Genomic DNA, 23,370 nt, shown 5'->3' with positions numbered 1-23,370 from the left:
AAATAGGGAAAAAATTAATACAAGGGGAGAAATTTTAGCTATTTTATAAGTATTTAGCGAATTTTTATATTGAAGGTTGTATAATCCAGCCGAAATAAATCAAATAATGGCATCGTGGTCATTTTGCCTAAAATTGTAGTTTTAAAAGGAGTTTACTATGGAAATAAAAGTGATGGCAGAGGTGTATCGTTTAGGAATTATAATAGGATATTTTACAATAAAAGACGTTATTGATTGGGCAGACGCTATTATCGAAAAACTTGAACATCCACCAGTTGAATTAATTGATATTTCTTTATCATCAAAAGCAAAACCGAACGATATCTGTTCATTATTACATTCCTTTTATGGAAGCCCTTATAAAGATTCTCCTTTACAAATTCTGCTTGGCATGCTCAGTTGTGAATATACATACTCAAAGAATCTAGGTGAAGTGGCGTCAATGCTATTTAGACTAAATGACTATATTCAGTTAGAGGAACGTGCTGAATGGATATTAAAAGAAATACTGCATTTATCCGATGCCTATTTTTTAGCCGAGCAAAAAATATACGGTGATTTACAAGCAGTAGAAAACGACATAAAGAAATTTTTACAGTTATTTTTAGTATAAAATAAAGAGCTATTGAAACACTTTAGTGCTCAATAGCTTTTCGTTTAATTTTTAAATTTATAAGCTTCTACTACATGACCGTTTCGACCAGTAGTTGTTTGCGCCTGTGAAAGTGAATTTAAAATGGCTTCCTCTGTTGCTTCTGCTGCGGCTGTAAATAACTGATTCATAATTGGGTGATCTTCGCGTAGCTGCTGTCGTGTCTCCAAAAATTGATCTGTACTATGTGAAATAAGTCTTGCCGTCGTAAAGCCAATCACTATATCGCCACTTCCATGAGAATAATGACTACCTGTTCGTCCGAGTCCGATTCCACAGCGTTTAATAACACGAGTTAGTTGGCGGCTACTAAGGGGTGCATCCGTTGCCAACACAATGATAATCGAGCCATCCGTTGGTGATAATACAGTGTTACTTTGAGCATTTGGCACGTTGTAGTGTTCAGTTAAAAACTCTGAGCTATGGCCAAAATTACTTAGAACCATACAACCGACTGTATAGTTGATTTCTTCTCCATTTTCTAATGTCACAATGCGCGATGATGATCCTATCCCGCCTTTATAGCCGAAACAAATCATCCCTTTTCCTGCCCCAACAGCGCCTTCTTCTGCTACATCTTCAGATGCGTTATAAATCGCTTCTAATGCGTGGACTGGTGTGATTGGACATGCCCGAATAGAATTTAAATAACTATCATTACATTCCCCAACAACAAGATTAATCGTCCCTGTGCTATCGCCAATTTCCTTATTCGTCTCTAACATATATTGCAAAGTTCCTTGTGTTACAGCAGGCACACCAAAAGTATTTGTCAGCATAATTGGCGATTCAATCACACCAAGTTCATTTACTTGAACGAGTCCTGTTGTCTTGCCAAAACCATTTAACACATAACTTGCACCAGTAACTTTTTGTTGAAATAAATTTCCACCATGCGGTAAAATGGCCGTTACCCCTGTACAAGCGTATGCTCCTTCTTCATTTAACTTTTCATCAAGAGTGACATGCCCTACTTGCACACCTTGTACATCGGTAATACAATTTTTTTTACCTATTGGTAACGTGCCAATAGCAATTCCCATTTCCCGCACTTTTTTTGTCATTTTATCGCTCCTTATCAATGGCCTTTCTCTATTTTAGTGCCTTATCTACAGCGGCTAACGCATGAATAATGGTCGTGTCGAAAACAGGGACTGAAACATCTTCTTGCTGAATTAACAATCCGATCTCAGTACAACCTAGAATAATTCCTTGTGCGCCAGATTTCACAAGGCTTTCAATAATCTGTAAATAGGCTTCTTTTGAAGTCCGTTCAATTTTACCTAAACATAACTCTTCATAAATAATTCGATTGGTGACTGTTCGTTCTTCATCGTTTGGCACCATTACGTTAATGCCAAACTGTTCGATTCTAGTTTTATAAAAATATTGTTCCATCGTATATTTTGTACCTAACAATGCAATAGTTTGTAAACCAGCTTGTTGAATTTGAACGGCAGTTGCATCGGCAATATGTAAAATCGGAATTGTAATATTCGTCTCAATAACATCCATTACCTTATGCATTGTGTTTGTACAAATGACAATAAAATCGGCACCTGCTTTTTCTAATGATAATGCCGCTTCCCCTAATATTTCCCCCGCATTTTGCCATTGTCCATTCGCTTGATAATGCTCAATTTCTTGAAAATCAACACTATATAAAATACATTTTGCTGAATGTAAGCCACCCAATTGCTGCTGTACCTTCTCATTAAGAAGACGGTAATACATAGCTGAAGACTCCCAACTCATACCACCAATTAATCCAATCGTCTTCAAATCATCAACTCCTTTTCTATAAAAATCCTCTTTGCGTCATTAACCTCTCCCGTGATTTTATCGTAAATTTTTATTAAAATAGGAGGGAAAAGACTACTTCGTTTGTCAATAACAGCGTTTTCCTTAGTTCTTTATACTAAAAACAATCACTCCTTCTTTACTATTTATAGGTATAAAACAAAAACCAAGATGAATACTAATTTGAAAAGAATGAGCCGCAACCACTGTAGCCAACACCAGCTTTTTTCCTTTACTACTATTTTACCACCATCTAAATATTTACAAAATAACAATTCAGTTCAAAAGCAAAATATCATTTTATTATTATGAATTTTCAATAATTTGATGTTTAATTAAAAAAAAGTGTAAAATAAAAACTTATTGAAAAAAGGAGGAAGATAAATGGAATGGATTTCAAATATTGTAGATGACACGAATAATATTTTATGGACGTACCTCTTAATTATATTATTATTAGCAGCTGGATTATATTTTTCAATTGGCTCTAAGTTTGTACAAATACGTCTTTTTCCTGAAATGTTTCGTTTAATAGCTGAGAAAAGAGATGGTGAATCTGGTGTTTCTCCGTTTCAAGCTTTTACGATTAGCGCAGCGTCGCGTGTAGGTACTGGTAATATAACTGGTGTTGCACTTGCCATCGGTGTTGGTGGCCCTGGCGCGGTATTTTGGATGTGGATTATTGCCATTCTCGGTATGGCAACAGCTTTTATTGAAAGTACACTGGCTCAAGTTTATAAAGTAAAAGACGGTGATACTTTTCGTGGTGGTCCTGCCTATTATATAGAAAAGGCATTAGGACAACGTAAGCTAGGAATCGTTTTTAGTATTCTCTTAACATTGAGCTTTGGTTTTATTTTTAACGCTGTACAGTCAAATACGATTGCTACTTCTGTAGGTGAAGCATTTAATATTAAACCAGTTGTTATTGGCATTCTATTAGTTGTGCTAACGGCGATGATTATTTTCGGTGGTGTACATAGAATTGTTAAATTTACACAAGTAATTGTACCTGTAATGGCCGTATTTTATTTACTCGTTGCTCTTTACGTCGTTGCAACAAATTTAGGAGAAATTCCAACAGTGTTCAAGCTCATATTCTCTCAAGCTTTTGGGCTTCAAGAAGCGGCTGGCGGGGCGATTGGAATTGCCATTATGCAAGGTGTTCGTAGAGGATTATTTTCCAATGAAGCCGGTATGGGTAGTGTGCCAAACGCAGCTGCAACAGCCAATACTTCACACCCTGCTAAACAAGGTCTCGTGCAAAGTTTAGGCGTATTTTTTGATACAATTATGATTTGTTCAGCAACTGCTTTTATTATTATTTTGGCAGGTTTATACAAGACAGGTGAAAGTGATGGGATCATCCTTACGCAAAACTCATTAGCTGTACATGTTGGCGATTGGGCACCTTATTTTATTGCTATTAGTATTATTTTCTTCGCATTTAGCTCCGTTATTGGTAATTATTATTACGGCGAATCAAATATTGAGTTTATCAATGCGCACAAAGGCTGGATGACTGTATATCGCATTTTAGTACTTGCCATGGTAATGTTCGGCTCAGTAGCTCAAGTACAACTTGTTTGGAACTTAGCCGATCTATTTATGGGGCTAATGGCGCTAATCAATATTACGGTTATTATGATTCTCGGTAAAATAGCATTCCGAGTTTTAGACGATTTCACGCAGCAACGTAAAAAAGGAAAAAACCCTGTCTTTTACGCAAAATCTATCCCAGAATTGAAAAATACAGAATGCTGGGAAGATGACCGTTCATAAAATAAATGCCATCCATCAAGCTTAATCTTGATGGATGGCATTTTTGTGCCGTTTGATGTGCCCGTTTGATGTGCCAGGCACCCGAACAATTTAGAATATTCCATCAATAGTGTCAGGCACTCAAACAATTTTGAATTTTGCCAGTTGTGCTACCCCTTTTTTATCATTGCTTCTGTGAACGCCTGCGATTGCCCTCTTGGAATACTCAATGTATTCCACTCGTCCCCTTTTATTTGCTTCCCTACGTAGACAATTTGCCCGACATGTGAAGCATAATGCGCCATCTGTCTTTCAATAGCATCTATCACTGTATGCTGCTGTCCTCTTATTGTGATGTTCGCCAACAAATCTGTTGTTGTTAAACTATGTAAAGCATTAAAAAATACTTGCCAGCCCTTTTCCCAAATAGCTATTAACTCTTCTTTAGTATCAATGCTATCAATAAATTCATCATCACGATTCCTTGCCGTTTTCTCGCCATCCGTTAATAAAAAGTCAGTCCATCTTGAAATCATGTTTCCGCTAACATGTTTGACAATGACAGCAATACTATTAGACTCCTCGTTGAAAGCCCAGTGCAATTGCTCAATGTCTAATTGTGCAATTGTTTTATCGCCATCCGCTTTGACAGATTTGAATCTCTCTAGTACAACGTTTAAATATGTTTCGCCTATGCTCATACAAAACTACCTCCCCTTATTTGAAGCTGGAATATTCATATTATAACAAGTGCCAGTCACCCGAACAATTTTGAATTTTGCCAATCTTTTCAGTGTCAGGCACCTCAACTCAGGCACCTCAACTCAAAAAAAACTGTAGCAAGCGTACTCGTTGCTACAGTGTCCCTTTAATGACGCGTCTGTAAATTCAAACGCTTTTCCATTCTATTGAAAATAAACGTAAATGCTAATACTAGTATTAAATAAAATGCACCAGTAACCATGTATGTTTCTAATGGACGATAGTTTGCGCCCGCAATGGCTAATGTAGTACTCCATAAATCTGACATACCGATATAAGCAACAAGCGCAGATTCCTTCAATAATATAATAAATTGATTACCTAGTGGTGGAATCGCTCTTCGCATAGCTTGAGGTAAAATTACTCGGCGCATCCCCAACGTCTGGGACATCCCTAACGAACGAGCCGCCTCCATTTGACCACGATCGATTGACTGAATTGCACCTCGGAAAATTTCAGAAATATACGCTCCGTTATGGACAGCTAAAGCTAATACACCCGCCCAAAAAGAAGGTAGCGTTAGGAACGAAGAAATACCAAAATATAAAATAAAAATTTGAACAATCATCGGTGTACCACGAATAATGGCTAAATACACTGCCGCAAAATATTTCAGCACTTTTATTTTTGACATATTAAAAAAGGCAATAATTAACCCGACAATACTACCTAAAACTAATGAACATACTGTTACTGAAAGTGTTACCCATAGTGCATCAAAAAGCATTTTATAATTCGATTGAAAGATTTCTAACATCTATTCACCCACTCTGTTGTCATCATTGTTGTAAGATAACGGAGAAATGTTTTCTCCGTTACTCATTTACTAACTCTTTCGTCCATTAAGTTAAAGCCAAACCATTTTTCACTGATTTTTGCATATGTTCCATCCGCAATTAGTTGTGCTAATGCTATATTTAACTTTTCTTTTAATTCCACATTTTTCTTATTAACTGCAATTGCTTGTTCATTTACTGCTAATAAATCCCCAACAGCTTTAACTGGTATTTTCGCTTCATCGATAGCAAGCTGTGCAAAAATATTATCTGCCACAACAGCATCTAACCGACCTGTCTTAATATCCATCAATGCTGCAACATCACCTTGCGGATAAGTTATAACATTTTCCTTAGCCGTTAATTTTAACGCATCTGTTTCATAATTTGTGGCAGGTACAGCACCAATTACTTTGCCCTCTGCATCTGCTCCGGATTTAATCGTCGTATTATTTTCAGCTACAAATAGTTGTGAGCCTGAACGATAGTAAGTATCTGTGAAGCTAACAACCTTTAAGCGCTCCTCAGTGACTGTCATACTCCCTAAAATCGCATCAAATTTATCGTCTAAAAGACCTTGTATAATAGATTCAAATGGGAAAGTCATAGGGACAGGTTTCATGCCCATTTTTTCAGCTAACGCTTCTCCAAGTTCTACATCAAACCCTACTAACTCACCATTTTCCTTATAGTTAAATGGCTTATAAATTCCACTCATTGCATAAACAAATTCCTCTTGTTCAGTACCTGAAGATGCTGCTTTTTTCGGATCATCATTTGAACTACAGCCTACTAAAAGACCTACCCCTAAAGTTAAAGTTGCTAATAATGCTTTAAGCTTGAACTGTTTCATGTTTACTACCCCCTATGTGTAAAATTCTATTTAAAAATTGCTTCGTTCGTTCATTTTTTGGATTATCAAAGAAAGTATCTGGATGACCTTCTTCTAAAATTTGTCCACCTTCCAAAAAGACGATATGATTCCCTACTTCACGCGCAAAGCCCATTTCATGTGTCACAATAACCATCGTCATACCATCATTAGCAAGTTGCTTCATAACTTGTAGTACCTCCCCAACTAACTCTGGATCTAATGCAGAGGTTGGTTCATCAAATAACATCACTTTTGGCTCCATCGCTAATGCACGTGCAATGGCTACCCGTTGCTTTTGACCGCCCGATAAACTATCAGGGTACATTCCCGCCTTATCACGTAACCCTACTTTTTCAAGTAAATCATATGCATAAGCAGTTGCTTTTTCTTTTGACTGCTTTTTTACAAAGATTGGTGCTTCAATTATGTTTTCAAGTACTGTCCGATGAGGGAAAAGATTAAAATGCTGGAACACCATACCTACCTCAGCTCGAATTTTATTTAAATCAGTTTTTGTAGCCTGTATGGCCTGTCCTTCAATACTTATTTGTCCTTCGTCATATAACTCTAAAAAGTTTAAACAACGTAACAATGTGCTTTTTCCTGAACCACTCGCTCCAATTAATACAACAACATCCCCTTGCTGTACTTGTAAATCTACCCCCTTTAAAACTTGTAAGGGGCCAAAGGATTTTTTTAAATTGTTGACTTGAATCATTGCTGTCACCCTTCCTGCAAACACTTCGGTCTCATTCGACATTTCACTGTTTTAATTGGTGTTACTCGACTTTTTTGTCTACTATTATATATTTTGATATTTTTCTACTAAGTTAAAGACTCCCCCTCGTTCATAATCCCCTTGCACATTTGTTAAATATATCAATTATCTGAAAACACTAAATTGCTAAATAATTAATATACTTTTAATTAAACCGTAATAATATTGTTGAAAAAAGGGCTATTATTAGACAAAATAGTATCTTTTTTTAATATGTTAGTCCCTTACACTTACTTAAAGTATCAATTTTCAACATTTAGGATTCATAAACTTTATAAATAGAGTATGATAAAAAGTAATTATTTTAATATTTCTAATTATTTAAAAGGTGATGATTTGCGATGTATAAACTATTAATTGCTGACGATGAGTTTGAAATTCGTAATGGCTTAAGCAGTTATTTTCCATGGGAAGAAATTGGTTTTGAAATAGTTGGTGCAGTTGAAAATGGTATAGAGGCTTTAGCTTTCATTAATAACCATCATGTCGACGTGTTACTCACGGATATAAGAATGTCAGAGCTAACAGGAATCGAAATTGCTAAACAGCTCGATGAACAAAAATCACCAATCCATGTCGTATTTTTAAGTGGTTACAAAGATTTTGATTATGCACAGCAAGCTATCCAATATGGTGTCAAAAACTATATAACCAAACCAACAAAATACAGTGAGCTTGTCACAGTTTTCACAAAGATTAAAGCACAGCTCGACGAAAAATATGTAACCTTTAAAACGGACTTTAATCAAGATAAGGTCATTGAAACGATATTAAAATATGTTAACGAGCATTACCAACATGCTTCCCTTGAAGGTGCATCACAGCTAGTTCATTTAAATCCAGTCTACATCAGTAAATATTTCAAGGAAAAAACAGGCCGCAACTTCTCTGATTTTGTCGTAGAAGTAAAAATGGAAAAGGCAGCGATTTTTTTAAAAAACCCTGACTATAAAATTTACGAAATAAGTGAATTAACGGGTTATAGCAATGCTAAAAATTTCACTCGGACATTCCGTAAATATTATGGTAAAACACCTCGTGAATATCGAAACGAGGAGTGTGGTCTTCACATTGACTAACCATTACATACGCACCTATTTTTTAAAAAACTTAATTAGCTTATTAATACCAATGCTTATTCCACTCATTGTATTAGGGGCATTATCCATTTTTTTAATTCAACAATATGTATTACAGGATATTATTGATCGCAATACAGATCTTTTAACGCAAACAAAGGAAAATATCGAGCTTATTTTTTATGAGCTCGATTCGTTAAATAGCTATATTATTTCTAGTACAAATCAATTTGACAACCTGCAGCAGCTTATGGATAAGCCAACACTTACTCATCAAGACTATAAGGACCTTGTCACATTAAAAAATTTTATTGATGCACCAAAAGAAGCTAGAGAATATATCCACTCGATATACATCTATGTAAAAAACGATTCTGGAAAGTATTTATCGACGACAACAACTGGTTTGGTCGAATTAAGAAACACACTCGATTTTAATTGGTATCATAGCTTTGTGACCCATCTCGGCTATGAGGAAACGTGGGCTGAATCAAGGACCATTAAACGTATAACGAATAACCAAATGGATACACCTTTAAATATTATTACGATGTATCGGACCATTCCTAAAAATAACGGCGTGCTTGTGTTAAATATTAAAGCAGACTATTTACAGCAACAGCTCGCGTCATTGTCAACGACAGTTGGACGCAATTTAGTCATCGTGGACAATAAAAATAATATTATTTTTAACGAGCAAAATTATGAGCTAGGTAACCGAATTATACAAAGGCTAACATCTAATCCTAATTCATTTTTTGATATGACGATTGATGGCAAGCCATACGTTATTTCTAAAATGGAGTCATCAAAATATGACTGGACATTTTTATCGATCAATCCTAAAACGAGTCTTTATCAAGTACCAAAGAAGCTGTTGAAGCTTGTATTATTTCTTTCAGCGATTTGCATCATCGGCAGTGTCATCTATGCCTACTGGGTAACAAGAAAAGCAACTGTGCATATGCGAAAAATATTAGCTATTTTCCAATCTGCTGAACAGGGCGGTGCATTACCTGACATTTCAATCCCAGTTAATGATGTGTATAGTCTAATTACACATAAAGTTTTATTGAATTTTACGGAACAAAATACTTTGAAAAGAAAGCTAGCTGAGAAAAAATACAAGGAGCAAACGTTAGAACTAGCCGCCCTACAATCCCAATTGAACCCACATTTTTTATTTAACACACTGGAAACATTGAACTGGCGCGCGATATCGTTAACAGGGAAACCAAATGAATTAAACGACATGATTGATAATTTAGCGACGATTCTCCGCTACTCACTAGATGATGAATCAAGTATGGTTCCAATAATGGAGGAAATTAAATACACGAAGCATTATATTGATATTTTGAAAGCGCGTCATCAAAATCAATTTCACGTTCTATGGGAATATGATGATGATATTATGCCATTTAAAGTGAAAAAGTTGACGATTCAGCCATTAATTGAAAATGCCATCGAGCATGGGAAACCAAAAAAGCAGCTTTGTCAGATTAAAATTAAAATGACCGTTCAAGCCGATTTGATGACCTTAGTCGTTATCGATAATGGAAAAGGCATGGACAGAAGTCAGCTACAAATCGTACGTGAGCGTCTTCAGCAAAATGAGCAATACAGCCATATTGGGTTAAGTAATACACACAAGCGACTCCTCGTCGCCTTTGGTGAGCATGGAGGGCTTACGATTTTAAGCAAAAAAGGTTGGGGAACAGTCGTTAAGATGAAGATTCCGTTGAAAATATAAACGATTGCGCAAAAAAGCTAGTGCTATATCCATTTAGCACTAGCTTTCATTTTATAAGTTTTCCTCTATATATGTTTCTAAATCGCCCACGATCGTATCGATTGGTACATCTGATGCGTCCTTCGCATAGCCGTCATATTGTTTTACAAGGATACCATCTTTATCGACTAAGAAAAATTGGATACCGTGGATAACTTGATCTGAATTCGGGTCATCTTTTACTAGTAATTTTGTGGATTTCACTGCAAATTGTTCAATATATGACTGAGAATACCCCGTAAGGAGATTCCATTTCGATTCATCAGGTACGGTATATCTTGCTAAATAGTCAGCTAGCACTTCAGGTGTATCAACTTCAGGATCTACTGAAAAAGCAACAAGATTATAATCCTCTATTCCTTTTTTCATAAGCTTTTCTTGTATTTGCGTCATGTTAAACGTCATGGGTGGACAAACTGAATTACAATTCGTGAAAATATACATACCTAACCAAGGTTTGCCTTTTAAACTTTCAAGTGAAACATTTTCTCCACGTTGATTGACATGGTCAAAATCTTGTATTTCATAACTATAATCAGCTTTAAACTTCACATTTCCACATGCACTAAGTGCTGTAACTAAAGCTAATAGTAACACGAATCCTATTACCTTATTTTTCATCTTCACACACTCCCTACCAACATTACCCTCATCTTATCGAATGGTGTAAGCGTTGACAACTACCTGTAGTGACAGCTTTCTTACATCTTTGTGAAATCACCTATCCTTAATCGAAACAAGTACATCATGTATCGCATCAAGCTTTACTTCGACGCGGTGCAAAACAAAATAACAGTAGAAATGCTGCCGCCACCCAATTCAATCCAGACATCAAAAAAATAAGACATGTTGTGTTGAAATTTAACAAAATAGTCTATCGAATTATAGTAAAACCTCAATGAATATACTGAAAAGCTTGATAGATTGACGCAATTTGCTATGATTTATTTAAAGGATTGCACACCGTTTATGCTTAATATATATAGTTGTATTTAAATAAGGCGGTGAGTTTAGTGTGTGATAAGGAGGAAAAAAAAGATATGACAACTACTGAAACTATAAAAAAAGTCTCAAACAAGTCCATTCCCTCTACTAGAAATCATCAAATATCAAATGCAATTCAAGAAGTTGATTTAATTGAACAAAGCTTACTACCTAAAAAGTCAGCACGTTCTTTTTTAAAAGATTTACGTGAAGAGAAATAGTAATGAAGTATAGAGTTAACACAACTCCTACATTTGAAAAGGAGTTTAAGCGATTACTAAAGCGGTATCCAAAGATAGTTGATGATTTTGAAGCATTAATTGATGAAATCGAAGTAGGTGCTGAATTAGGCGAACCTATCCAGGGTATAGGTGTAAAATTCGAAAATAGTAAAAAAAGGTTTAAAATTTTCAAAAAAAGAATGGCAAATACAAGTGCGAAGCAAGGTAAGTCTGGTGGATTTCGAGTTATTATTTATTTGATTACAAGTAATAATCTAGTATATTTATTGGATATATACTCGAAAAATGAACAAGAAAATATTTCTACAAAAGATATTATAAACTTAATTAAAAAGAATGAACCACAACTTAAATAATGTTAAGTTTAAAAAAAGAAAACTGCGACGTTTCTAGATTAACGTGACGCTCACAATAAGTGTCCACTATAGCGACATCAAGTTTTACAGAAAAAGTGTTAGATATTAAATAATCTAACACTTTTTCTCATTGTGTTTCACACTCTATATTGTCAATTTAATTGAGGAATGTCGTGGTAGCATGCAAAAAAATGTTAGCCTATCACTTTAGCATAATGCTTCTGTGTGAAATCACCTATCCTTAATCGAAACAAGCACATCATGTATCGCATCTAGCTTTACTTCTACTCGATGTAATAAATAAAACGACATGAGGATCGGAAAGCCAATATTGGATACCATATTCAGCCACTGTTCCATATCGCACCCTCCTTTCGACATTTTGCTGACTTCTTAAAAAGGGTCTTTGCAGCTTAGTGCAAAGACCATTTCAATCATTTCATACCTAGTTCAAATTCTGAAACTTGGCGATCAATTATTCGTGCACCTTTCATGCCAACAAAAGCACCAGCTTGTCCACCAAATACACTGTTCGTAATAATCGTTTGCATTACTTGTTGTATTTCAGCAGGTGTAACATTTGGCTTCGGTGCATCAATCGCAATCGTCGCCGTCTTCCCCATCTCTGTTTCAAACTGTAACTCTAACACTTTTGCCATTTTAATCACCCCTTGTTTTTACTGAATTTACGATAATTCTGTTGTTTCTTGCTTCATAATACTGTCGAGTGGCTGAGATGAAAGACTTGCAATCGCTTTAGCAACCGCTACTAACGCCGCTGTTGTATGCGTACCATTTAAATTACGGTATGTTTTGATTGCGAACTTCGGCTCATTTTTTTCATTGTGTCCTGCTAAATACTTTAAGCGAAGCGTAGCACCTAAAAAATTCGTTTTTTGCATCGGTAACACCCCCTTTCTGCACACTATATACGTCTATTTCTTGTGCAAAGGGACATTAATTTGAAATTTTATTTTGAAACAAGCCGCAGTTTATCACCACAAAATAAACTACCGTGAAAAATACACTACTAAAAAAGCCGTCCGACTATCCGAACGACTTTACAATATTTTATTTGTTTATTTAAAGTAAGATGGTTCCTAACTCAAGTAGTCATTCAAAGCAAATCGAATAATCCATCGGGAACTAAAGTTAATTTATTATTTGTAAAATCACTAATTGCCTTCCATAGCAATTTGAACGTTGCACCATTATCTTCTTTTCCAAGAAAAGAAGGGTTTGCATAAAAGGACTTGTCTACAAATTCAGCATCATATACAAATACTACTTCGTGTCCAAGATCACCGTTATATGTAAATATGTTTTCAATTGTTCCTATATAGTTTAAATTATGTATATTTGCCTCTATTTCTTCAAGTACTTCTCTCTGTATTGCTTGCGCACTTGTCTCTCCGAATTCAATTTTCCCACCAATTGGCCGATAGTAAAATTCCTCTTTAACTTCATCAAAACCTTCGGCGACAAGTATTAAATCGTCATTTCTAAATAGACAGATTGCTTTTGCTATAATTTGCTCAGCCCTCATTCTATACCTCCAAACGCCAACCGTCAGTGAATACTTCTTTTTAATACCAATTAGGTACTGCTCATCACGGATTGGTCTTATTTATTTTCTCAGATATGATATGGCAAATCATAATTGTAACTGTAAATATAAATGTATGCATCAATAAATTCAAGAAAAGGATATTTACGGTTAAATAGTTGAACAACTAGCATTAAAATAAAAGCTAAACTATAAAAACTATAAAAAAATGTTCTTTTCAAATAAATTTTCCACTTCCTTTATCCTTCATTTTTAACGATAGAGATTTTCTGACTCCCCCTCTTTAAACGTTATTCCGTACTAGTTAAATTTTTCGTTTCTGTAATGTTTAAATTATATTTTTTGAACCGTCTTGCAATATACGCCTGGGTGACGCCTAGTTTAGCAGCTGTTTTTCTTGTACTTTGAAGTTGATTATACGTTTTTTCAATAATCTCTTTTTCAATATGATTAAGGTATTCGGTTAAGGATTGACCTTCAGGCAAGGTATCCAGCATATTAGCTGTCTCTTCATGACGAAAGTCACTCGGAAGGTCCTGTTCATTAATCACTTTATTGGGAGCTGTAATGACCAATCGTTCTAATAGATTTTCTAATTCTCTAATATTTCCTGGCCAATCGTAGTTATATAAAATATTAGTTAGTTTACCAGATAAGCTACGGTCTTTTTGATATTTATTATTATATTTTTTTAAGAAAAAATCTAAAAGAGGTACGATATCTTCCCTGCGTTCCCTCAAAGGAGGGATAGTTAGTGGCAAGATATTTAAGCGGTAATATAAATCAGCCCGAAATTGTCCAGCTTTCGTCATTTCTAGTAAATTAGCATTTGAGCCAGCAATGACTCGAACGTCTGCTTGATGGACTTGTGTATCTCCAATCGGTGTATACGTTTTATTTTGAAGGAACAAAAGTAATTTAGACTGTATTTGCAATGGGAGTTCACTAATTTCGTCAAGAAATAATATGCCATTTTCCGCAGCAGCGATGAGCCCTATTTTTCCGTTATTATTGGCTCCTGTAAATGCACCTTTCTTATAGCCGAAAAGCTCCGATTCAATTAAAGATTCAGGAATAGCACCACAATTTAAGTGGACAAAAGGTTTGTCACTGCGGTTACTTAATTGGTGCATTTTTTGGGCAAAAGCGCTCTTCCCTACGCCTGTTTCCCCCGTAATTAAAACGGTTGTATCCACATCTGCCACTTTTTCAAGCCACTCAATAGCAGCGTGAAAAGCTTTACTTTTTCCAACAAATGTTTCTAGCTCTTGCTCTTTATTTTGATGCCTAATCATTTCCCGAATTTGGTTTTTATAACGTTGTAAAAGATCTTCTGCCTTTTCTAATTCCATATTCATATTAAATGCTTCACTTAGCGTGCGAGCATGGGTAACAATAAATTCAATTTCACCATTTTCGTCAGTAATATAATCCCCAGATACTAGTAATTTCTGGTTGTTCTTTATAACTTGGACTGTATTAACAAACTGCTTATTTTTCAATACAAGACGGGCAATTGAAGGTGAAAATAACCCCCTTTTTTCCATGTCAAATACACTTTGATTGATTAAGTCCACTTCATCAACATCAAACAGTCCCCGCTTTGCAGCATCATTTACCCAAATGACGGTTCCATTTTTATCAAGTACCCAAATACCATCCTTAATAGTGTTCATAATATCTAAAAAAAATTGATTCTTTTCATCTTGAAAAAGAGCTAATTTATCCATTCGAATCACCAAATTCTATATTATTTCATTCAATTCTATCAAAGTTTAATAAATAATCTATAAAAATGAGCCGTTCTATTATTTGTTAATCAATAAAATAATGTCCATTTACAGGTCAATAGTAAAGAAAAACAGTATTTTCGATTCGAAAACGACTCATTTTTAAACCCTGATGTAACAAACGATAGCATTTGATATCGGAGAGTTATACAAAACTGAATCGAAAACGAATCAATGAGTCAAATTTGAACCATTATTTCAATGAGGTATTTATTAAAAACCTTGATTTATCAATGTTTTCAAATTGGCATGCTTTTTGCATATTACTAAACTGTCCCCAAATAAATAGATAGGAGAAGGAGAACAACGTGAAATATTTACTTAATAAAACGATCAAAGACATTAAAATTTCTGCAATACGTGAAATTGGAAACAAGGTGGCAAATGACCCGTCAATTATTAATCTTACAATTGGACAACCAGATTTTGTAACACCACATTCTATTTTAGAAGCAGGAAAACAAGCTATTGATGCACATAAAACTGGTTATACACATAACGCAGGTGTACTTGAACTTAGACAGGCTGCTGCTAACTTTGTGAAAAGACGCTACCAACTCCATTATAATCCAGAAGATGAGATTTTAATTACTGTGGGTGCAAGCGAAGCGTTAGATATTGCATTCCGTACGATTTTAGAGCCTGGTGATGAGGTCATTTTACCAGCACCTATTTACCCTGGTTATGAACCACTTATTCGTTTGTGCTACGCAACACCTGTATTTGTTGATACACGTAAAAATAATTGTAAAATCTCTGCAAAATTAATCGAAGAAAACGTAACAGAAAAAACAAAATGTGTCGTTTTACCATATCCATCAAACCCTACAGGTACTATGTTAGAGGCTCATGAATTAGAAGAAATAGCAAATCTATTAAGAGGTAAAGATATTTTTATCATTTCAGATGAAATATACAGTGAACTAACATATGGTTTGAAACATACGTCAATCGCTTCATTCCCAGCAATGAAAGAGCAATGTATCGTCATCAATGGTTTATCAAAGTCCCATGCTATGACAGGTTGGCGAATTGGCTATACATTAGCCCCTGCTTATATAACAGAAGAAATGTTTAAAGTTCATGCATTTAACTGTGTATGTGCAAACTCTATTAGTCAATACGCTGCCATTAACGCATTAAATCATGATTTACCAGAAGTCGAAGAAATGCGCCAACAATATGAAATACGACGTAACTTTATTTTTCAACGGATAACGGACATTGGCTTAGAAGCAATTGAACCAGATGGTGCGTTTTATTTATTTGTTTCTATTGAAAAAACAGGCTTAAGTTCAAATGAATTTGTCCATCAGCTTGTGGAAAAAGAGAAAGTGGCAGTCATACCAGGCTACGGATTTTCTGAATATGGCGAAGGGTATATCCGTATTTCGTATGCATGTTCAATGCATGATTTAGAAGAAGGTATGAAGCGGATACAACAGTTTGTACATCCCCTATTAGAAAAAGCACTTGAGGAGGTTGATTAATTTGAAACCATTATATTATCTAGCGTTTATTCCAGTTCTAGGTTTTCTTGTTGGTGTACCTTTAACGAATCGGGTTGACCCTTATATATTAGGGCTCCCTTTTTCAATGTTTTGGATTGTTCTTTGTGTCGTCCTAACTTCACTAACTACTTTGATTATGTATAAGTTCGACCAGCATGATGAGGAGGGTGTAGAATGAATATTTCTATTACAATTATGATTTCCTTTGTCATTGTCTGTATGTATTGGGCAATTAAAGCTGGTAGAGGTAAAAATGAGAATATGGAAGAATGGGCATTAGGTGGACGAGGCATGGGTGCTATCGTTACTTTCTTCTTATTAGCAGGAGAATTTTTTACCGCATTTTCCCTTACTGGATTAGTGGGACTAGCTTATAATAGTGGCATTGCAACGCTTTATATTATGACTTATATTTCAATTGGTTGCGTACTAGGCTATTTCCTATTACCAAAAATCAGACGTTACAGTAAAGAGCATAATTTAATATCGCAAGGTGGCTTTTTTGAAAAGAAATATACGAGTCCATTTTTAGGAAAGCTCATTACGATTGTTGGTGTAGTTGCAATTATCCCTATGATTGTCATGGCATTAAAAGGGTTAGGACTGATTGTTTCTGTTGCATCCTACGGGGTTATATCGTCTACAACAGCAATATGGGTTGGAAGCATTATTGTTGTCATCTATACATTAATTTCAGGGCTCCACGGTTCTTCTCGCGTCGCTTTGATTAAGGACATTTTAACATTTGGCGTACTTTTATTTTTAGGTTTGTACTTACCATTTCATTATCATGATGGTGTTGGATCCATGATAAAAAATATTTCTGAAGTGAAACCTCAAGTATTGTTCTTTCCAGATGCGGGTTTAAGTCTCGTATGGTTTATCTCTACCATCATATTAATGGCGCTAGGAGTATATATTTGGCCACATACATTTTTATCAGCATATGCAGCAAAAAGTGACAAGGCACTTCGAAAAAATACGATTTTGATGCCGCTGTATTCATTAATGCAGTTATTTTCATGCTTTATCGGATTAGCAGCGATATTAACAATCCCAAATCTATCAGGCGCAGAAAGTGATTTGGCATTAATTCAATTAGTATTTCAAACATTTGATCCATGGTTTGTAGGATTAATTGGAGCCGCTGGATTACTGGCTTCATTAGTACCATGTTCAGTTATGCTTATTACAATTGGTTCAATGATAACTTCTAATATTTATGTTCAATTGAAACCAAATACTTCGGCTCGTAAGCAAATGAATATTGCACGATCTTTCGCAATTATTGCTGCGATTATTAGTTTATACTTATCATTAAATTCAAGTGGTGCGCTCGTATTGCTACAATTAATTAGCTATAACTTTATCATACAGCTTTTCCCTGCTCTAATTTTTAGTTTACTGAAGAAAAACTTCGTGACAAAACAAGGTGCAATCGCTGGTATAATCGTTGGTATTTCAATAGCTTTATTTTCAGCAGGGACAGGCACAACGATGGCAACTTTATTCCCTAATTTACCTTCATTTATTTTAGATATTAACAATGGTTTATATATGTTAATCATCAATGCAATCGTAACAATAGTTGTCAGTCTTCTCCCTCAAAAATCAACTTTAGAAAGTAACAGTTTAGAACGTGGGATTATCTAATATAAAGTGCCAGGCACTCAAACAATTTCAGATACTATGAAAAATATTCACGCAATTATTTAAATAGCACCTAAATAATTTGTTTCAAGTTCAATCTCAGTAATTTCCTTATTGTTATAAACTTTATACGCCTTAGCGTTTGGTCTTGAGCTCACAATATGACTGATTTCTTGGTCAATGAAATGAATAGCAACACCGTCATCAGCTGCAATACCAGGTTTGATGCTATTAGTAGCAATTAGCTTTTGATACGAAGGTCTTCTATCGGCTTCTCCGTCGTAGTGAGGACAATTACTACCTTTTAGGAGCCCTAAACACTTTAATGGTTCAAGTCCATCTCCATAAGAATCTGTAACCCCTTCCTCAAACCAACAAATGGAACCAGCACTAATACCAGCCAGTACTATTCCTTGCTCCCAAGCTTTCCTCAAAATGGTGTCCAATCCCCACTCTTTCCATAAAACTAATAAATTCTTTGTATTACCACCACCAACATAAATAATGTCTTTCTCCAGTAAGAAACTTTCTAAATCTCTTGTAGGTGGGTTAAATAGTGATAAATGTGATGGTTGACAGTCCTGTTTTTCAAAGAAATGATAAAATCGAGAAATATAATTTTCTGAATCTCCACTTGCTGTTGCAATAAAACAGATTTTCGGATTTGATTTCTTAGATTGATGAAGAATATATTTATCCAACAAAGGATTTTCAGGCTCCATCGAAAATCCACCACCACCTAGTGCAATGATTTGCTTCATTATTCTACATCCTTTCAACTTAAAATTTTTATTTAAGGTCTGAAATACTCTTTATATGAATAAAATGCGTCGTAATCTCGAATCTAAACTGCTTGTAATACCTCAAATGTTTATGTCAATTATATCCCCAAAAGCACACAGATGTAAAAGTCTACCTTTTTTAAATGGTATAGATCCTTTTTCTCTATTGGATTAAAAATTGAGATAAGGAAAATAAGATATTCTTAGTATTTGGCAAACGTCTTCAACAATGATAGAAACTTTACCAGATGTAATATTTCTACAATTGTATGATTATGTTAAGCTTGGTAAATGGGTTAATAAAGTGCTAACTTATTTAATTAAGTTAATCAAATAGCTAGAAAGATGGTGTTACATATAATTGGCTAGTGCGAATAATTCAATCGGGCGTTATGTAAATTCCCCCGAAAAACTGAAAAAAATGTATAAAAGAGTTTTAATTGTAGTGAGCTTATCACAAATTTTTGGTGGAGCAGGTCTTGCAGCCGGTATTACTGTAGGGGCACTGTTAGCGCAACAAATGCTTGGGACGGACGCAGTTGCTGGATTACCTTCTGCCCTATTCACATTAGGTTCTGCGATATCAGCTTTTATAGTTGGGAAACTTTCTCAACGCTACGGACGTCGCATTGGTCTAACTACAGGTTTTATTACGGGTGGGCTTGGGGCGATTGGCGTTGTCATTGCAGCTTTACTCAATAGTGTTTTCTTATTGTTCGCTTCGCTACTTGTATACGGGGCAGGAACAGCAACAAATTTACAGGCTCGATATGCAGGGACAGATTTAGCAGATAAAAAACAACGAGCAAAGGCTATTAGTACTACGATGGTTATGACGACTTTCGGTGCTGTAGCAGGACCAAATTTAGTTGAGGTGATGGGGAAATTTGCCCTTTCTATTGGTATTCCTTCATTAGCTGGCCCATTTATATTATCTGCAGTAGCATTTATTATGGCAGGATTGGTCCTTTTCATCATGCTTCGTCCTGATCCCTTACTGCTAGCAAAGTCAATAGAAGCTTATAAACAACAAGACGCTGAAGGCGTTATCACGCATTCTAGTCCTTTAATGAATAAAAATGGTATTATTGTAGGCGCAGTTGTCATGGTCCTCACGCAAATCGTTATGGTTGCTATTATGACAATGACGCCAATTCATATGCAACATCATGGACATAGTTTAAGTGCTGTAGGTATCGTGATTGGTTTTCATGTTGGATCGATGTATCTCCCTTCCCTTGTAACTGGAATTCTTGTAGACAAGATTGGTAGAACAGCTATGAGTATTGCTGCAGGTGTTACGTTACTGTTTGCAGGTTTAGTCGCTGCATATGCACCAAATGATTCAATGTTTATGCTCATATTGGCCCTTTCTTTATTAGGATTAGGATGGAATTTTGGCTTAATTAGTGGAACTGCTCAAATTGTTGATGCTACAGAACCATCAACACGTGCTAAAATTCAAGGAACAATTGACGTTTTTATTGCGTTAGCTGGTGCTACAGGAGGAGCTCTTTCGGGGGTAATTGTAGCCAATTCAAGTTACGCAGTATTATCTTTAACTGGTGGCCTTTTATCATTATTACTAATTCCTGTTATAATATGGTATCGTAAAGTGAAATAATAATTCATCTGCTTTAAGGAGAACAAGTTCTTGAGTAAAATGAGGCATGGTTTTTTTGATCTTACTGCAGTCATAATGAGTATTATAAAATGAAAATATCGCTAACTGGCTGAGGTATCTCATCCGATAAAGTAAGCTGTATTTATTAAAATTAATTTAGCCTGTTTTAAAGACAGGATTATTGAAAAAATGAGACAAACCATTATTGAACCAACGAATATAATGTGTTACACTCAGTGGACGCCTATATAGGAGTGAGAATATGATTCAAATTTCAAGTTCACGAAAACTATATTTTTTTAAACAAAAACCTTTGACTTAAAAATAGTCAAAGGTTTTTGTTGCTTTTAGGAAAGAATTTTATTGGAGGTATACTTTTATGAATCAAAGCACAAATTCCGATGCTTCAATTGTTGCTGGATGGATTAGTTTAATAAGTAACATCGTATTAACAATTTTAAAAATTGTAGTTGGTACTCTCTTCCATAGTCCAGTGCTTCTAGCAGATGGTTATCATAATGCCGGGGATGTTATTGCAAGCGGTGCCGCTTTAACATCGATGCGTATTTCTAAACGCCCTGCCGACGAAGATCATCCTTACGGACATGGGAAGGCTGAAGTAATCAGTTCCGCTATTGTAGGGATCATTTTAATAATAGCAGCTTTGTATATTGCTTATGAATCGATCAAAGCATTCTTTCATGAACCAGAAAAAGCAAGCCTAATTGCGTTTATTACTGCAATCATTTCACTCGTTTGGAAACTCATTTTATACGTATATACGATTAAAATTGGCAAAAGAACAAATAGTAAAGGCTTAATTGCCACTGCATATGATCATCTTGCTGATGTGTATGCTTCAATAGCTGCTGTATTGGGAATTGGGCTTGCGCTCGTTGGGGAATTTACTAATATTCATATCCTTACATATGGGGATCCAATTGCTGGTATCATAGTGACAATATTAGTTTTCAAACTTGCCTATGGGATGTTATTAGAAGCTATAGACACACTTATGGAGAAAAGTGTAAGTCGTGATACACTGGATAATTTCGAAACATTAATTCTAACAATTCCAGAAGTAAAACGTATAGATCGTCTACGAGCTAGAGAGCACGGCCATTATGTATTGGTGGATCTGCGTGTAAGTGTACCTGGAGGTTTAACAGTTCAAGAAGGTCATGATATTATCCGTAAAATAAAGAAAACGATAATGGAAAAGCATCCTAATGTAGAAGAAGTTCTTATTCACTTAAATCCTTGGTACGAGGATGATAAATAGGTCGAAATAGCAAAAACCTCCTAACTCATTTATTAGTTAGGAGGCTTTTTATTGGACTGAAAAATCTTTACATTGATTACACTTTAAACTGTTTTAAATGATGGTCAAGGTGCTTGTATATTCCTTTTCCCCATTGCTCTGGAGTGAGTTTTCCAAAAAAGGGATGAGGATGCGTTGTACACTTCTCTGGTCCGTTCTGTTGGAAGGTCGTAATTTTTTGTTTAAGCTTTTCTTTTTCTGTAGCAAATTCTCTAGCATCTGCAATCAAAATGGTTGGAATTGTAGACATATTGTGAGGTAATGTCTTTTCATTGTAAATCATTGGTTTTGCAAATCCCCCTACGATTACTCCTAACCAACTCCTTGTCGGAAATGCATTTCCCATTGCAATGTCTTGGAAAGCTGAGCAATGTGCAAGCATTTGAGCAACATCCATTTTTCCCCATTCGGGTTGTGAATTAGGACTTAATTTATCTATCCGCTGTAAAATTTCTGCTGTATGCGTAGGATTAAAAATATTTTTCATTATTGCAGATCCCCTACCTTTTTCAATTTGTCCTATAGTTGAATAATTTTCATCCCATACTTGTTAGCAAAACCATAATTCCATTCGTAATTCCGTGAATCCATATTGGTGCCCAAATCGAATTAGTGCGTTCATATGCTAAAGCAAAAATGACACCACTAAAGAAATTTACTGGCATTACATTATATGTCGGTATATGAACAATTGTAAAGATGAGCGAGCTAATTAACATGGCACCAGTAAATCCTAGGCGTGTACGAAACCAACGATATAAAAAACCGCGATAAAAAATTTCTTCGTATATTGGTGAGATAACAGCCGCAGAGATAAAAGCAATGAAAACCGTGAAAAAAGTTACGCTTTGCTGCATTGCATCTGTTTTGCTGTTCTCTACGGAAATTCCTATAAAACTAGTAAGCACGACAATTAAGACAGCACCAACTAACAACATAATAGAATATATAAGAATGAGTTTCCAATCCTTCAGAGCGATTGATTTTAACCCTACTTCACGCCAAGAAAGTTTTTTAGGACGTAGGGCTATAAAATAAACACCGAAAAGAAGTGTAATCGCAATTGTTAACCCCGTTAACGTTCCAGCATATAGTTCATTATTAAATAAGTGAAAATAAATCGGTTTAACAATAAATTTAATACAACCGATGACAAACACAAATTCAAGTAATATTAAAAAGATGAATTCTTTCCATCCCCAACAGTCTTGTTCTTTCCAGTTCATTTGCTTTATTTCCATCCATTATCCCTCTTCCTCTTTATGGTAT

Annotated in this window: 26 protein-coding genes; 11 read left to right on the top strand and 15 right to left on the bottom strand. The window is 35.3% G+C overall.

All coding sequences use genetic code 11. The features are described 5' to 3' along the window. Window positions 1-157 precede the first annotated feature (157 nt). Window positions 158-613: a hypothetical protein gene (locus ACIQXW_RS05205; protein WP_402760253.1), complete on the top strand. Its 456-nt coding sequence runs from the start codon at window positions 158-160 to the stop codon at window positions 611-613. Between the two features lie 44 nt (window positions 614-657). Here the strand turns inward: ACIQXW_RS05205 and ACIQXW_RS05200 are convergent, their stop codons facing one another. Both ACIQXW_RS05200 and ACIQXW_RS05195 read right to left on the bottom strand, forming a co-directional pair. Continuing rightward, on the bottom strand, window positions 658-1,716 hold the full coding sequence (locus ACIQXW_RS05200) for a DmpA family aminopeptidase (protein WP_401018396.1): 1,059 nt from the start codon (window positions 1,714-1,716) through the stop codon (window positions 658-660). A gap of 28 nt (window positions 1,717-1,744) precedes the next feature. Further along, a complete protein-coding gene (locus tag ACIQXW_RS05195; RefSeq protein ID WP_402760251.1) occupies window positions 1,745-2,434 on the bottom strand; it encodes an aspartate/glutamate racemase family protein in 690 nt (229 codons plus the stop codon). Window positions 2,435-2,836: 402 nt separating this feature from the next. Here ACIQXW_RS05195 and ACIQXW_RS05190 point away from each other — a divergent pair, with 402 nt between their 5' ends. After that, the gene (locus ACIQXW_RS05190) at window positions 2,837-4,234 is read left to right on the top strand and encodes an alanine/glycine:cation symporter family protein (RefSeq protein ID WP_340824725.1); all 1,398 of its coding nucleotides are present in this window, start codon (window positions 2,837-2,839) and stop codon (window positions 4,232-4,234) included. Window positions 4,235-4,383: 149 nt separating this feature from the next. Here the strand turns inward: ACIQXW_RS05190 and ACIQXW_RS05185 are convergent, their stop codons facing one another. From ACIQXW_RS05185 to ACIQXW_RS05170, 4 genes are all read right to left on the bottom strand, one after another. Further along, complete coding sequence (locus ACIQXW_RS05185) at window positions 4,384-4,914, bottom strand: DUF1572 family protein (protein ID WP_401018401.1); 531 nt, start codon at window positions 4,912-4,914, stop codon at window positions 4,384-4,386. A 167-nt stretch (window positions 4,915-5,081) separates the two neighbouring features. Then, window positions 5,082-5,732, bottom strand: coding sequence for an amino acid ABC transporter permease (locus ACIQXW_RS05180; protein ID WP_172771184.1), 651 nt, complete (start codon window positions 5,730-5,732; stop codon window positions 5,082-5,084). Window positions 5,733-5,794: 62 nt separating this feature from the next. Beyond that, entirely contained in the window at window positions 5,795-6,604 is an 810-nt protein-coding gene (locus ACIQXW_RS05175; RefSeq protein ID WP_402760249.1) for a transporter substrate-binding domain-containing protein, read from the bottom strand. Continuing rightward, window positions 6,585-7,343 carry an amino acid ABC transporter ATP-binding protein gene (locus ACIQXW_RS05170; protein WP_340824731.1) on the bottom strand — a complete coding sequence of 253 codons (759 nt, stop codon included), beginning with the start codon at window positions 7,341-7,343 and terminating at the stop codon, window positions 6,585-6,587. The genes ACIQXW_RS05175 and ACIQXW_RS05170 overlap by 20 nt, the downstream gene beginning before the upstream one ends. A 401-nt stretch (window positions 7,344-7,744) precedes the next feature. Here ACIQXW_RS05170 and ACIQXW_RS05165 point away from each other — a divergent pair, with 401 nt between their 5' ends. Both ACIQXW_RS05165 and ACIQXW_RS05160 read left to right on the top strand, forming a co-directional pair. Then, the gene (locus tag ACIQXW_RS05165) at window positions 7,745-8,482 is read left to right on the top strand and encodes a response regulator transcription factor (protein ID WP_340824733.1); all 738 of its coding nucleotides are present in this window, start codon (window positions 7,745-7,747) and stop codon (window positions 8,480-8,482) included. Continuing rightward, window positions 8,475-10,235, top strand: coding sequence for a sensor histidine kinase (locus ACIQXW_RS05160; protein ID WP_401018406.1), 1,761 nt, complete (start codon window positions 8,475-8,477; stop codon window positions 10,233-10,235). The genes ACIQXW_RS05165 and ACIQXW_RS05160 overlap by 8 nt, the downstream gene beginning before the upstream one ends. Window positions 10,236-10,286: 51 nt before the next feature. Here ACIQXW_RS05160 and ACIQXW_RS05155 read toward each other — a convergent pair whose 3' ends face one another. After that, complete coding sequence (locus tag ACIQXW_RS05155; RefSeq protein WP_401018407.1) at window positions 10,287-10,895, bottom strand: SCO family protein; 609 nt, start codon at window positions 10,893-10,895, stop codon at window positions 10,287-10,289. A 419-nt stretch (window positions 10,896-11,314) separates the two neighbouring features. Between ACIQXW_RS05155 and ACIQXW_RS05150 the strand changes: the two genes are divergently transcribed. Then, complete coding sequence (locus tag ACIQXW_RS05150) at window positions 11,315-11,479, top strand: hypothetical protein (RefSeq protein WP_340824738.1); 165 nt, start codon at window positions 11,315-11,317, stop codon at window positions 11,477-11,479. Between the two features lie 2 nt (window positions 11,480-11,481). Continuing rightward, a complete protein-coding gene (locus ACIQXW_RS05145) occupies window positions 11,482-11,856 on the top strand; it encodes a type II toxin-antitoxin system RelE/ParE family toxin (protein ID WP_401018410.1) in 375 nt (124 codons plus the stop codon). Between the two features lie 231 nt (window positions 11,857-12,087). Here ACIQXW_RS05145 and ACIQXW_RS05140 read toward each other — a convergent pair whose 3' ends face one another. The 5 genes from ACIQXW_RS05140 to ACIQXW_RS05120 all read right to left on the bottom strand — a co-directional run bounded on the left by ACIQXW_RS05140 (window position 12,088) and on the right by ACIQXW_RS05120 (window position 15,153). After that, window positions 12,088-12,216, bottom strand: a complete 129-nt coding sequence (locus ACIQXW_RS05140; RefSeq protein WP_340824740.1) for a YvrJ family protein — start codon at window positions 12,214-12,216, stop codon at window positions 12,088-12,090. A 74-nt stretch (window positions 12,217-12,290) separates the two neighbouring features. Then, entirely contained in the window at window positions 12,291-12,515 is a 225-nt protein-coding gene (locus tag ACIQXW_RS05135; protein ID WP_402760245.1) for a DUF2922 domain-containing protein, read from the bottom strand. Window positions 12,516-12,542: 27 nt separating this feature from the next. Next, window positions 12,543-12,758: a DUF1659 domain-containing protein gene (locus ACIQXW_RS05130; RefSeq protein WP_340824742.1), complete on the bottom strand. Its 216-nt coding sequence runs from the start codon at window positions 12,756-12,758 to the stop codon at window positions 12,543-12,545. 215 nt (window positions 12,759-12,973) lie between these two features. After that, window positions 12,974-13,402 (bottom strand): NUDIX hydrolase, encoded by a 429-nt coding sequence (locus tag ACIQXW_RS05125; RefSeq protein WP_402760243.1) that lies wholly within the window; start codon window positions 13,400-13,402, stop codon window positions 12,974-12,976. A gap of 311 nt (window positions 13,403-13,713) precedes the next feature. Continuing rightward, the gene (locus ACIQXW_RS05120; protein ID WP_340824744.1) at window positions 13,714-15,153 is read right to left on the bottom strand and encodes a sigma-54 interaction domain-containing protein; all 1,440 of its coding nucleotides are present in this window, start codon (window positions 15,151-15,153) and stop codon (window positions 13,714-13,716) included. A 368-nt stretch (window positions 15,154-15,521) separates the two neighbouring features. Here ACIQXW_RS05120 and ACIQXW_RS05115 point away from each other — a divergent pair, with 368 nt between their 5' ends. Genes ACIQXW_RS05115 through ACIQXW_RS05105 form a run of 3 tightly spaced genes read left to right on the top strand, consistent with a single transcriptional unit; the run spans window position 15,522 to window position 18,377 of the window. Next, complete coding sequence (locus tag ACIQXW_RS05115; protein ID WP_402760241.1) at window positions 15,522-16,703, top strand: aminotransferase A; 1,182 nt, start codon at window positions 15,522-15,524, stop codon at window positions 16,701-16,703. A gap of 1 nt (window position 16,704) precedes the next feature. After that, window positions 16,705-16,902 (top strand): DUF3311 domain-containing protein, encoded by a 198-nt coding sequence (locus ACIQXW_RS05110; RefSeq protein ID WP_340824746.1) that lies wholly within the window; start codon window positions 16,705-16,707, stop codon window positions 16,900-16,902. Beyond that, complete coding sequence (locus ACIQXW_RS05105; RefSeq protein ID WP_340824748.1) at window positions 16,899-18,377, top strand: sodium:solute symporter family protein; 1,479 nt, start codon at window positions 16,899-16,901, stop codon at window positions 18,375-18,377. The genes ACIQXW_RS05110 and ACIQXW_RS05105 overlap by 4 nt, the downstream gene beginning before the upstream one ends. Window positions 18,378-18,436: 59 nt before the next feature. Here the strand turns inward: ACIQXW_RS05105 and ACIQXW_RS05100 are convergent, their stop codons facing one another. Beyond that, the gene (locus ACIQXW_RS05100) at window positions 18,437-19,135 is read right to left on the bottom strand and encodes a Type 1 glutamine amidotransferase-like domain-containing protein (RefSeq protein WP_402760239.1); all 699 of its coding nucleotides are present in this window, start codon (window positions 19,133-19,135) and stop codon (window positions 18,437-18,439) included. A 442-nt stretch (window positions 19,136-19,577) separates the two neighbouring features. Between ACIQXW_RS05100 and ACIQXW_RS05095 the strand changes: the two genes are divergently transcribed. Both ACIQXW_RS05095 and ACIQXW_RS05090 read left to right on the top strand, forming a co-directional pair. Next, window positions 19,578-20,780 (top strand): MFS transporter, encoded by a 1,203-nt coding sequence (locus ACIQXW_RS05095; protein WP_402762445.1) that lies wholly within the window; start codon window positions 19,578-19,580, stop codon window positions 20,778-20,780. 379 nt (window positions 20,781-21,159) lie between these two features. Beyond that, window positions 21,160-22,062: a cation diffusion facilitator family transporter gene (locus ACIQXW_RS05090; RefSeq protein ID WP_340824751.1), complete on the top strand. Its 903-nt coding sequence runs from the start codon at window positions 21,160-21,162 to the stop codon at window positions 22,060-22,062. A gap of 76 nt (window positions 22,063-22,138) precedes the next feature. Here ACIQXW_RS05090 and ACIQXW_RS05085 read toward each other — a convergent pair whose 3' ends face one another. Together ACIQXW_RS05085 and ACIQXW_RS05080 are read right to left on the bottom strand one after the other, a co-directional pair. Next, window positions 22,139-22,588, bottom strand: a complete 450-nt coding sequence (locus ACIQXW_RS05085) for a DUF1569 domain-containing protein (protein ID WP_402760237.1) — start codon at window positions 22,586-22,588, stop codon at window positions 22,139-22,141. Window positions 22,589-22,637: 49 nt separating this feature from the next. Continuing rightward, entirely contained in the window at window positions 22,638-23,342 is a 705-nt protein-coding gene (locus ACIQXW_RS05080; RefSeq protein WP_402760235.1) for a CPBP family intramembrane glutamic endopeptidase, read from the bottom strand. Between the last annotated feature and the right edge of the window lie 28 nt (window positions 23,343-23,370).

The organism is Lysinibacillus sp. NPDC097162, from assembly GCF_044762185.1.
Classification (GTDB): Bacteria; Bacillota; Bacilli; order Bacillales_A; family Planococcaceae; genus Lysinibacillus.
Note: the sequence above shows the minus strand (reverse complement) of the source record. Positions and strands in the feature narration are given on the sequence as shown.

What these genes read in the sequence shown, in the direction of transcription:
- ACIQXW_RS05205 (WP_402760253.1), top strand. Translation starts at nt 158, where the DNA reads ATGGAAATAAAAGTGATGGCAGAGGTGTATCGTTTAGGAATTATAATA.
- ACIQXW_RS05200 (WP_401018396.1), bottom strand. Translation starts at nt 1,716, where the DNA reads ATGACAAAAAAAGTGCGGGAAATGGGAATTGCTATTGGCACGTTACCA.
- ACIQXW_RS05190 (WP_340824725.1), top strand. Translation starts at nt 2,837, where the DNA reads ATGGAATGGATTTCAAATATTGTAGATGACACGAATAATATTTTATGG.
- ACIQXW_RS05185 (WP_401018401.1), bottom strand. Translation starts at nt 4,914, where the DNA reads ATGAGCATAGGCGAAACATATTTAAACGTTGTACTAGAGAGATTCAAA.
- ACIQXW_RS05180 (WP_172771184.1), bottom strand. Translation starts at nt 5,732, where the DNA reads ATGTTAGAAATCTTTCAATCGAATTATAAAATGCTTTTTGATGCACTA.
- ACIQXW_RS05175 (WP_402760249.1), bottom strand. Translation starts at nt 6,604, where the DNA reads ATGAAACAGTTCAAGCTTAAAGCATTATTAGCAACTTTAACTTTAGGG.
- ACIQXW_RS05170 (WP_340824731.1), bottom strand. Translation starts at nt 7,343, where the DNA reads ATGATTCAAGTCAACAATTTAAAAAAATCCTTTGGCCCCTTACAAGTT.
- ACIQXW_RS05165 (WP_340824733.1), top strand. Translation starts at nt 7,745, where the DNA reads ATGTATAAACTATTAATTGCTGACGATGAGTTTGAAATTCGTAATGGC.
- ACIQXW_RS05155 (WP_401018407.1), bottom strand. Translation starts at nt 10,895, where the DNA reads ATGAAAAATAAGGTAATAGGATTCGTGTTACTATTAGCTTTAGTTACA.
- ACIQXW_RS05150 (WP_340824738.1), top strand. Translation starts at nt 11,315, where the DNA reads ATGACAACTACTGAAACTATAAAAAAAGTCTCAAACAAGTCCATTCCC.
- ACIQXW_RS05145 (WP_401018410.1), top strand. Translation starts at nt 11,482, where the DNA reads ATGAAGTATAGAGTTAACACAACTCCTACATTTGAAAAGGAGTTTAAG.
- ACIQXW_RS05140 (WP_340824740.1), bottom strand. Translation starts at nt 12,216, where the DNA reads ATGGAACAGTGGCTGAATATGGTATCCAATATTGGCTTTCCGATCCTC.
- ACIQXW_RS05135 (WP_402760245.1), bottom strand. Translation starts at nt 12,515, where the DNA reads ATGGCAAAAGTGTTAGAGTTACAGTTTGAAACAGAGATGGGGAAGACG.
- ACIQXW_RS05130 (WP_340824742.1), bottom strand. Translation starts at nt 12,758, where the DNA reads ATGCAAAAAACGAATTTTTTAGGTGCTACGCTTCGCTTAAAGTATTTA.
- ACIQXW_RS05125 (WP_402760243.1), bottom strand. Translation starts at nt 13,402, where the DNA reads ATGAGGGCTGAGCAAATTATAGCAAAAGCAATCTGTCTATTTAGAAAT.
- ACIQXW_RS05120 (WP_340824744.1), bottom strand. Translation starts at nt 15,153, where the DNA reads ATGGATAAATTAGCTCTTTTTCAAGATGAAAAGAATCAATTTTTTTTA.
- ACIQXW_RS05105 (WP_340824748.1), top strand. Translation starts at nt 16,899, where the DNA reads ATGAATATTTCTATTACAATTATGATTTCCTTTGTCATTGTCTGTATG.
- ACIQXW_RS05100 (WP_402760239.1), bottom strand. Translation starts at nt 19,135, where the DNA reads ATGAAGCAAATCATTGCACTAGGTGGTGGTGGATTTTCGATGGAGCCT.
- ACIQXW_RS05095 (WP_402762445.1), top strand. Translation starts at nt 19,578, where the DNA reads ATGTATAAAAGAGTTTTAATTGTAGTGAGCTTATCACAAATTTTTGGT.
- ACIQXW_RS05090 (WP_340824751.1), top strand. Translation starts at nt 21,160, where the DNA reads ATGAATCAAAGCACAAATTCCGATGCTTCAATTGTTGCTGGATGGATT.
- ACIQXW_RS05085 (WP_402760237.1), bottom strand. Translation starts at nt 22,588, where the DNA reads ATGAAAAATATTTTTAATCCTACGCATACAGCAGAAATTTTACAGCGG.
- ACIQXW_RS05080 (WP_402760235.1), bottom strand. Translation starts at nt 23,342, where the DNA reads ATGGAAATAAAGCAAATGAACTGGAAAGAACAAGACTGTTGGGGATGG.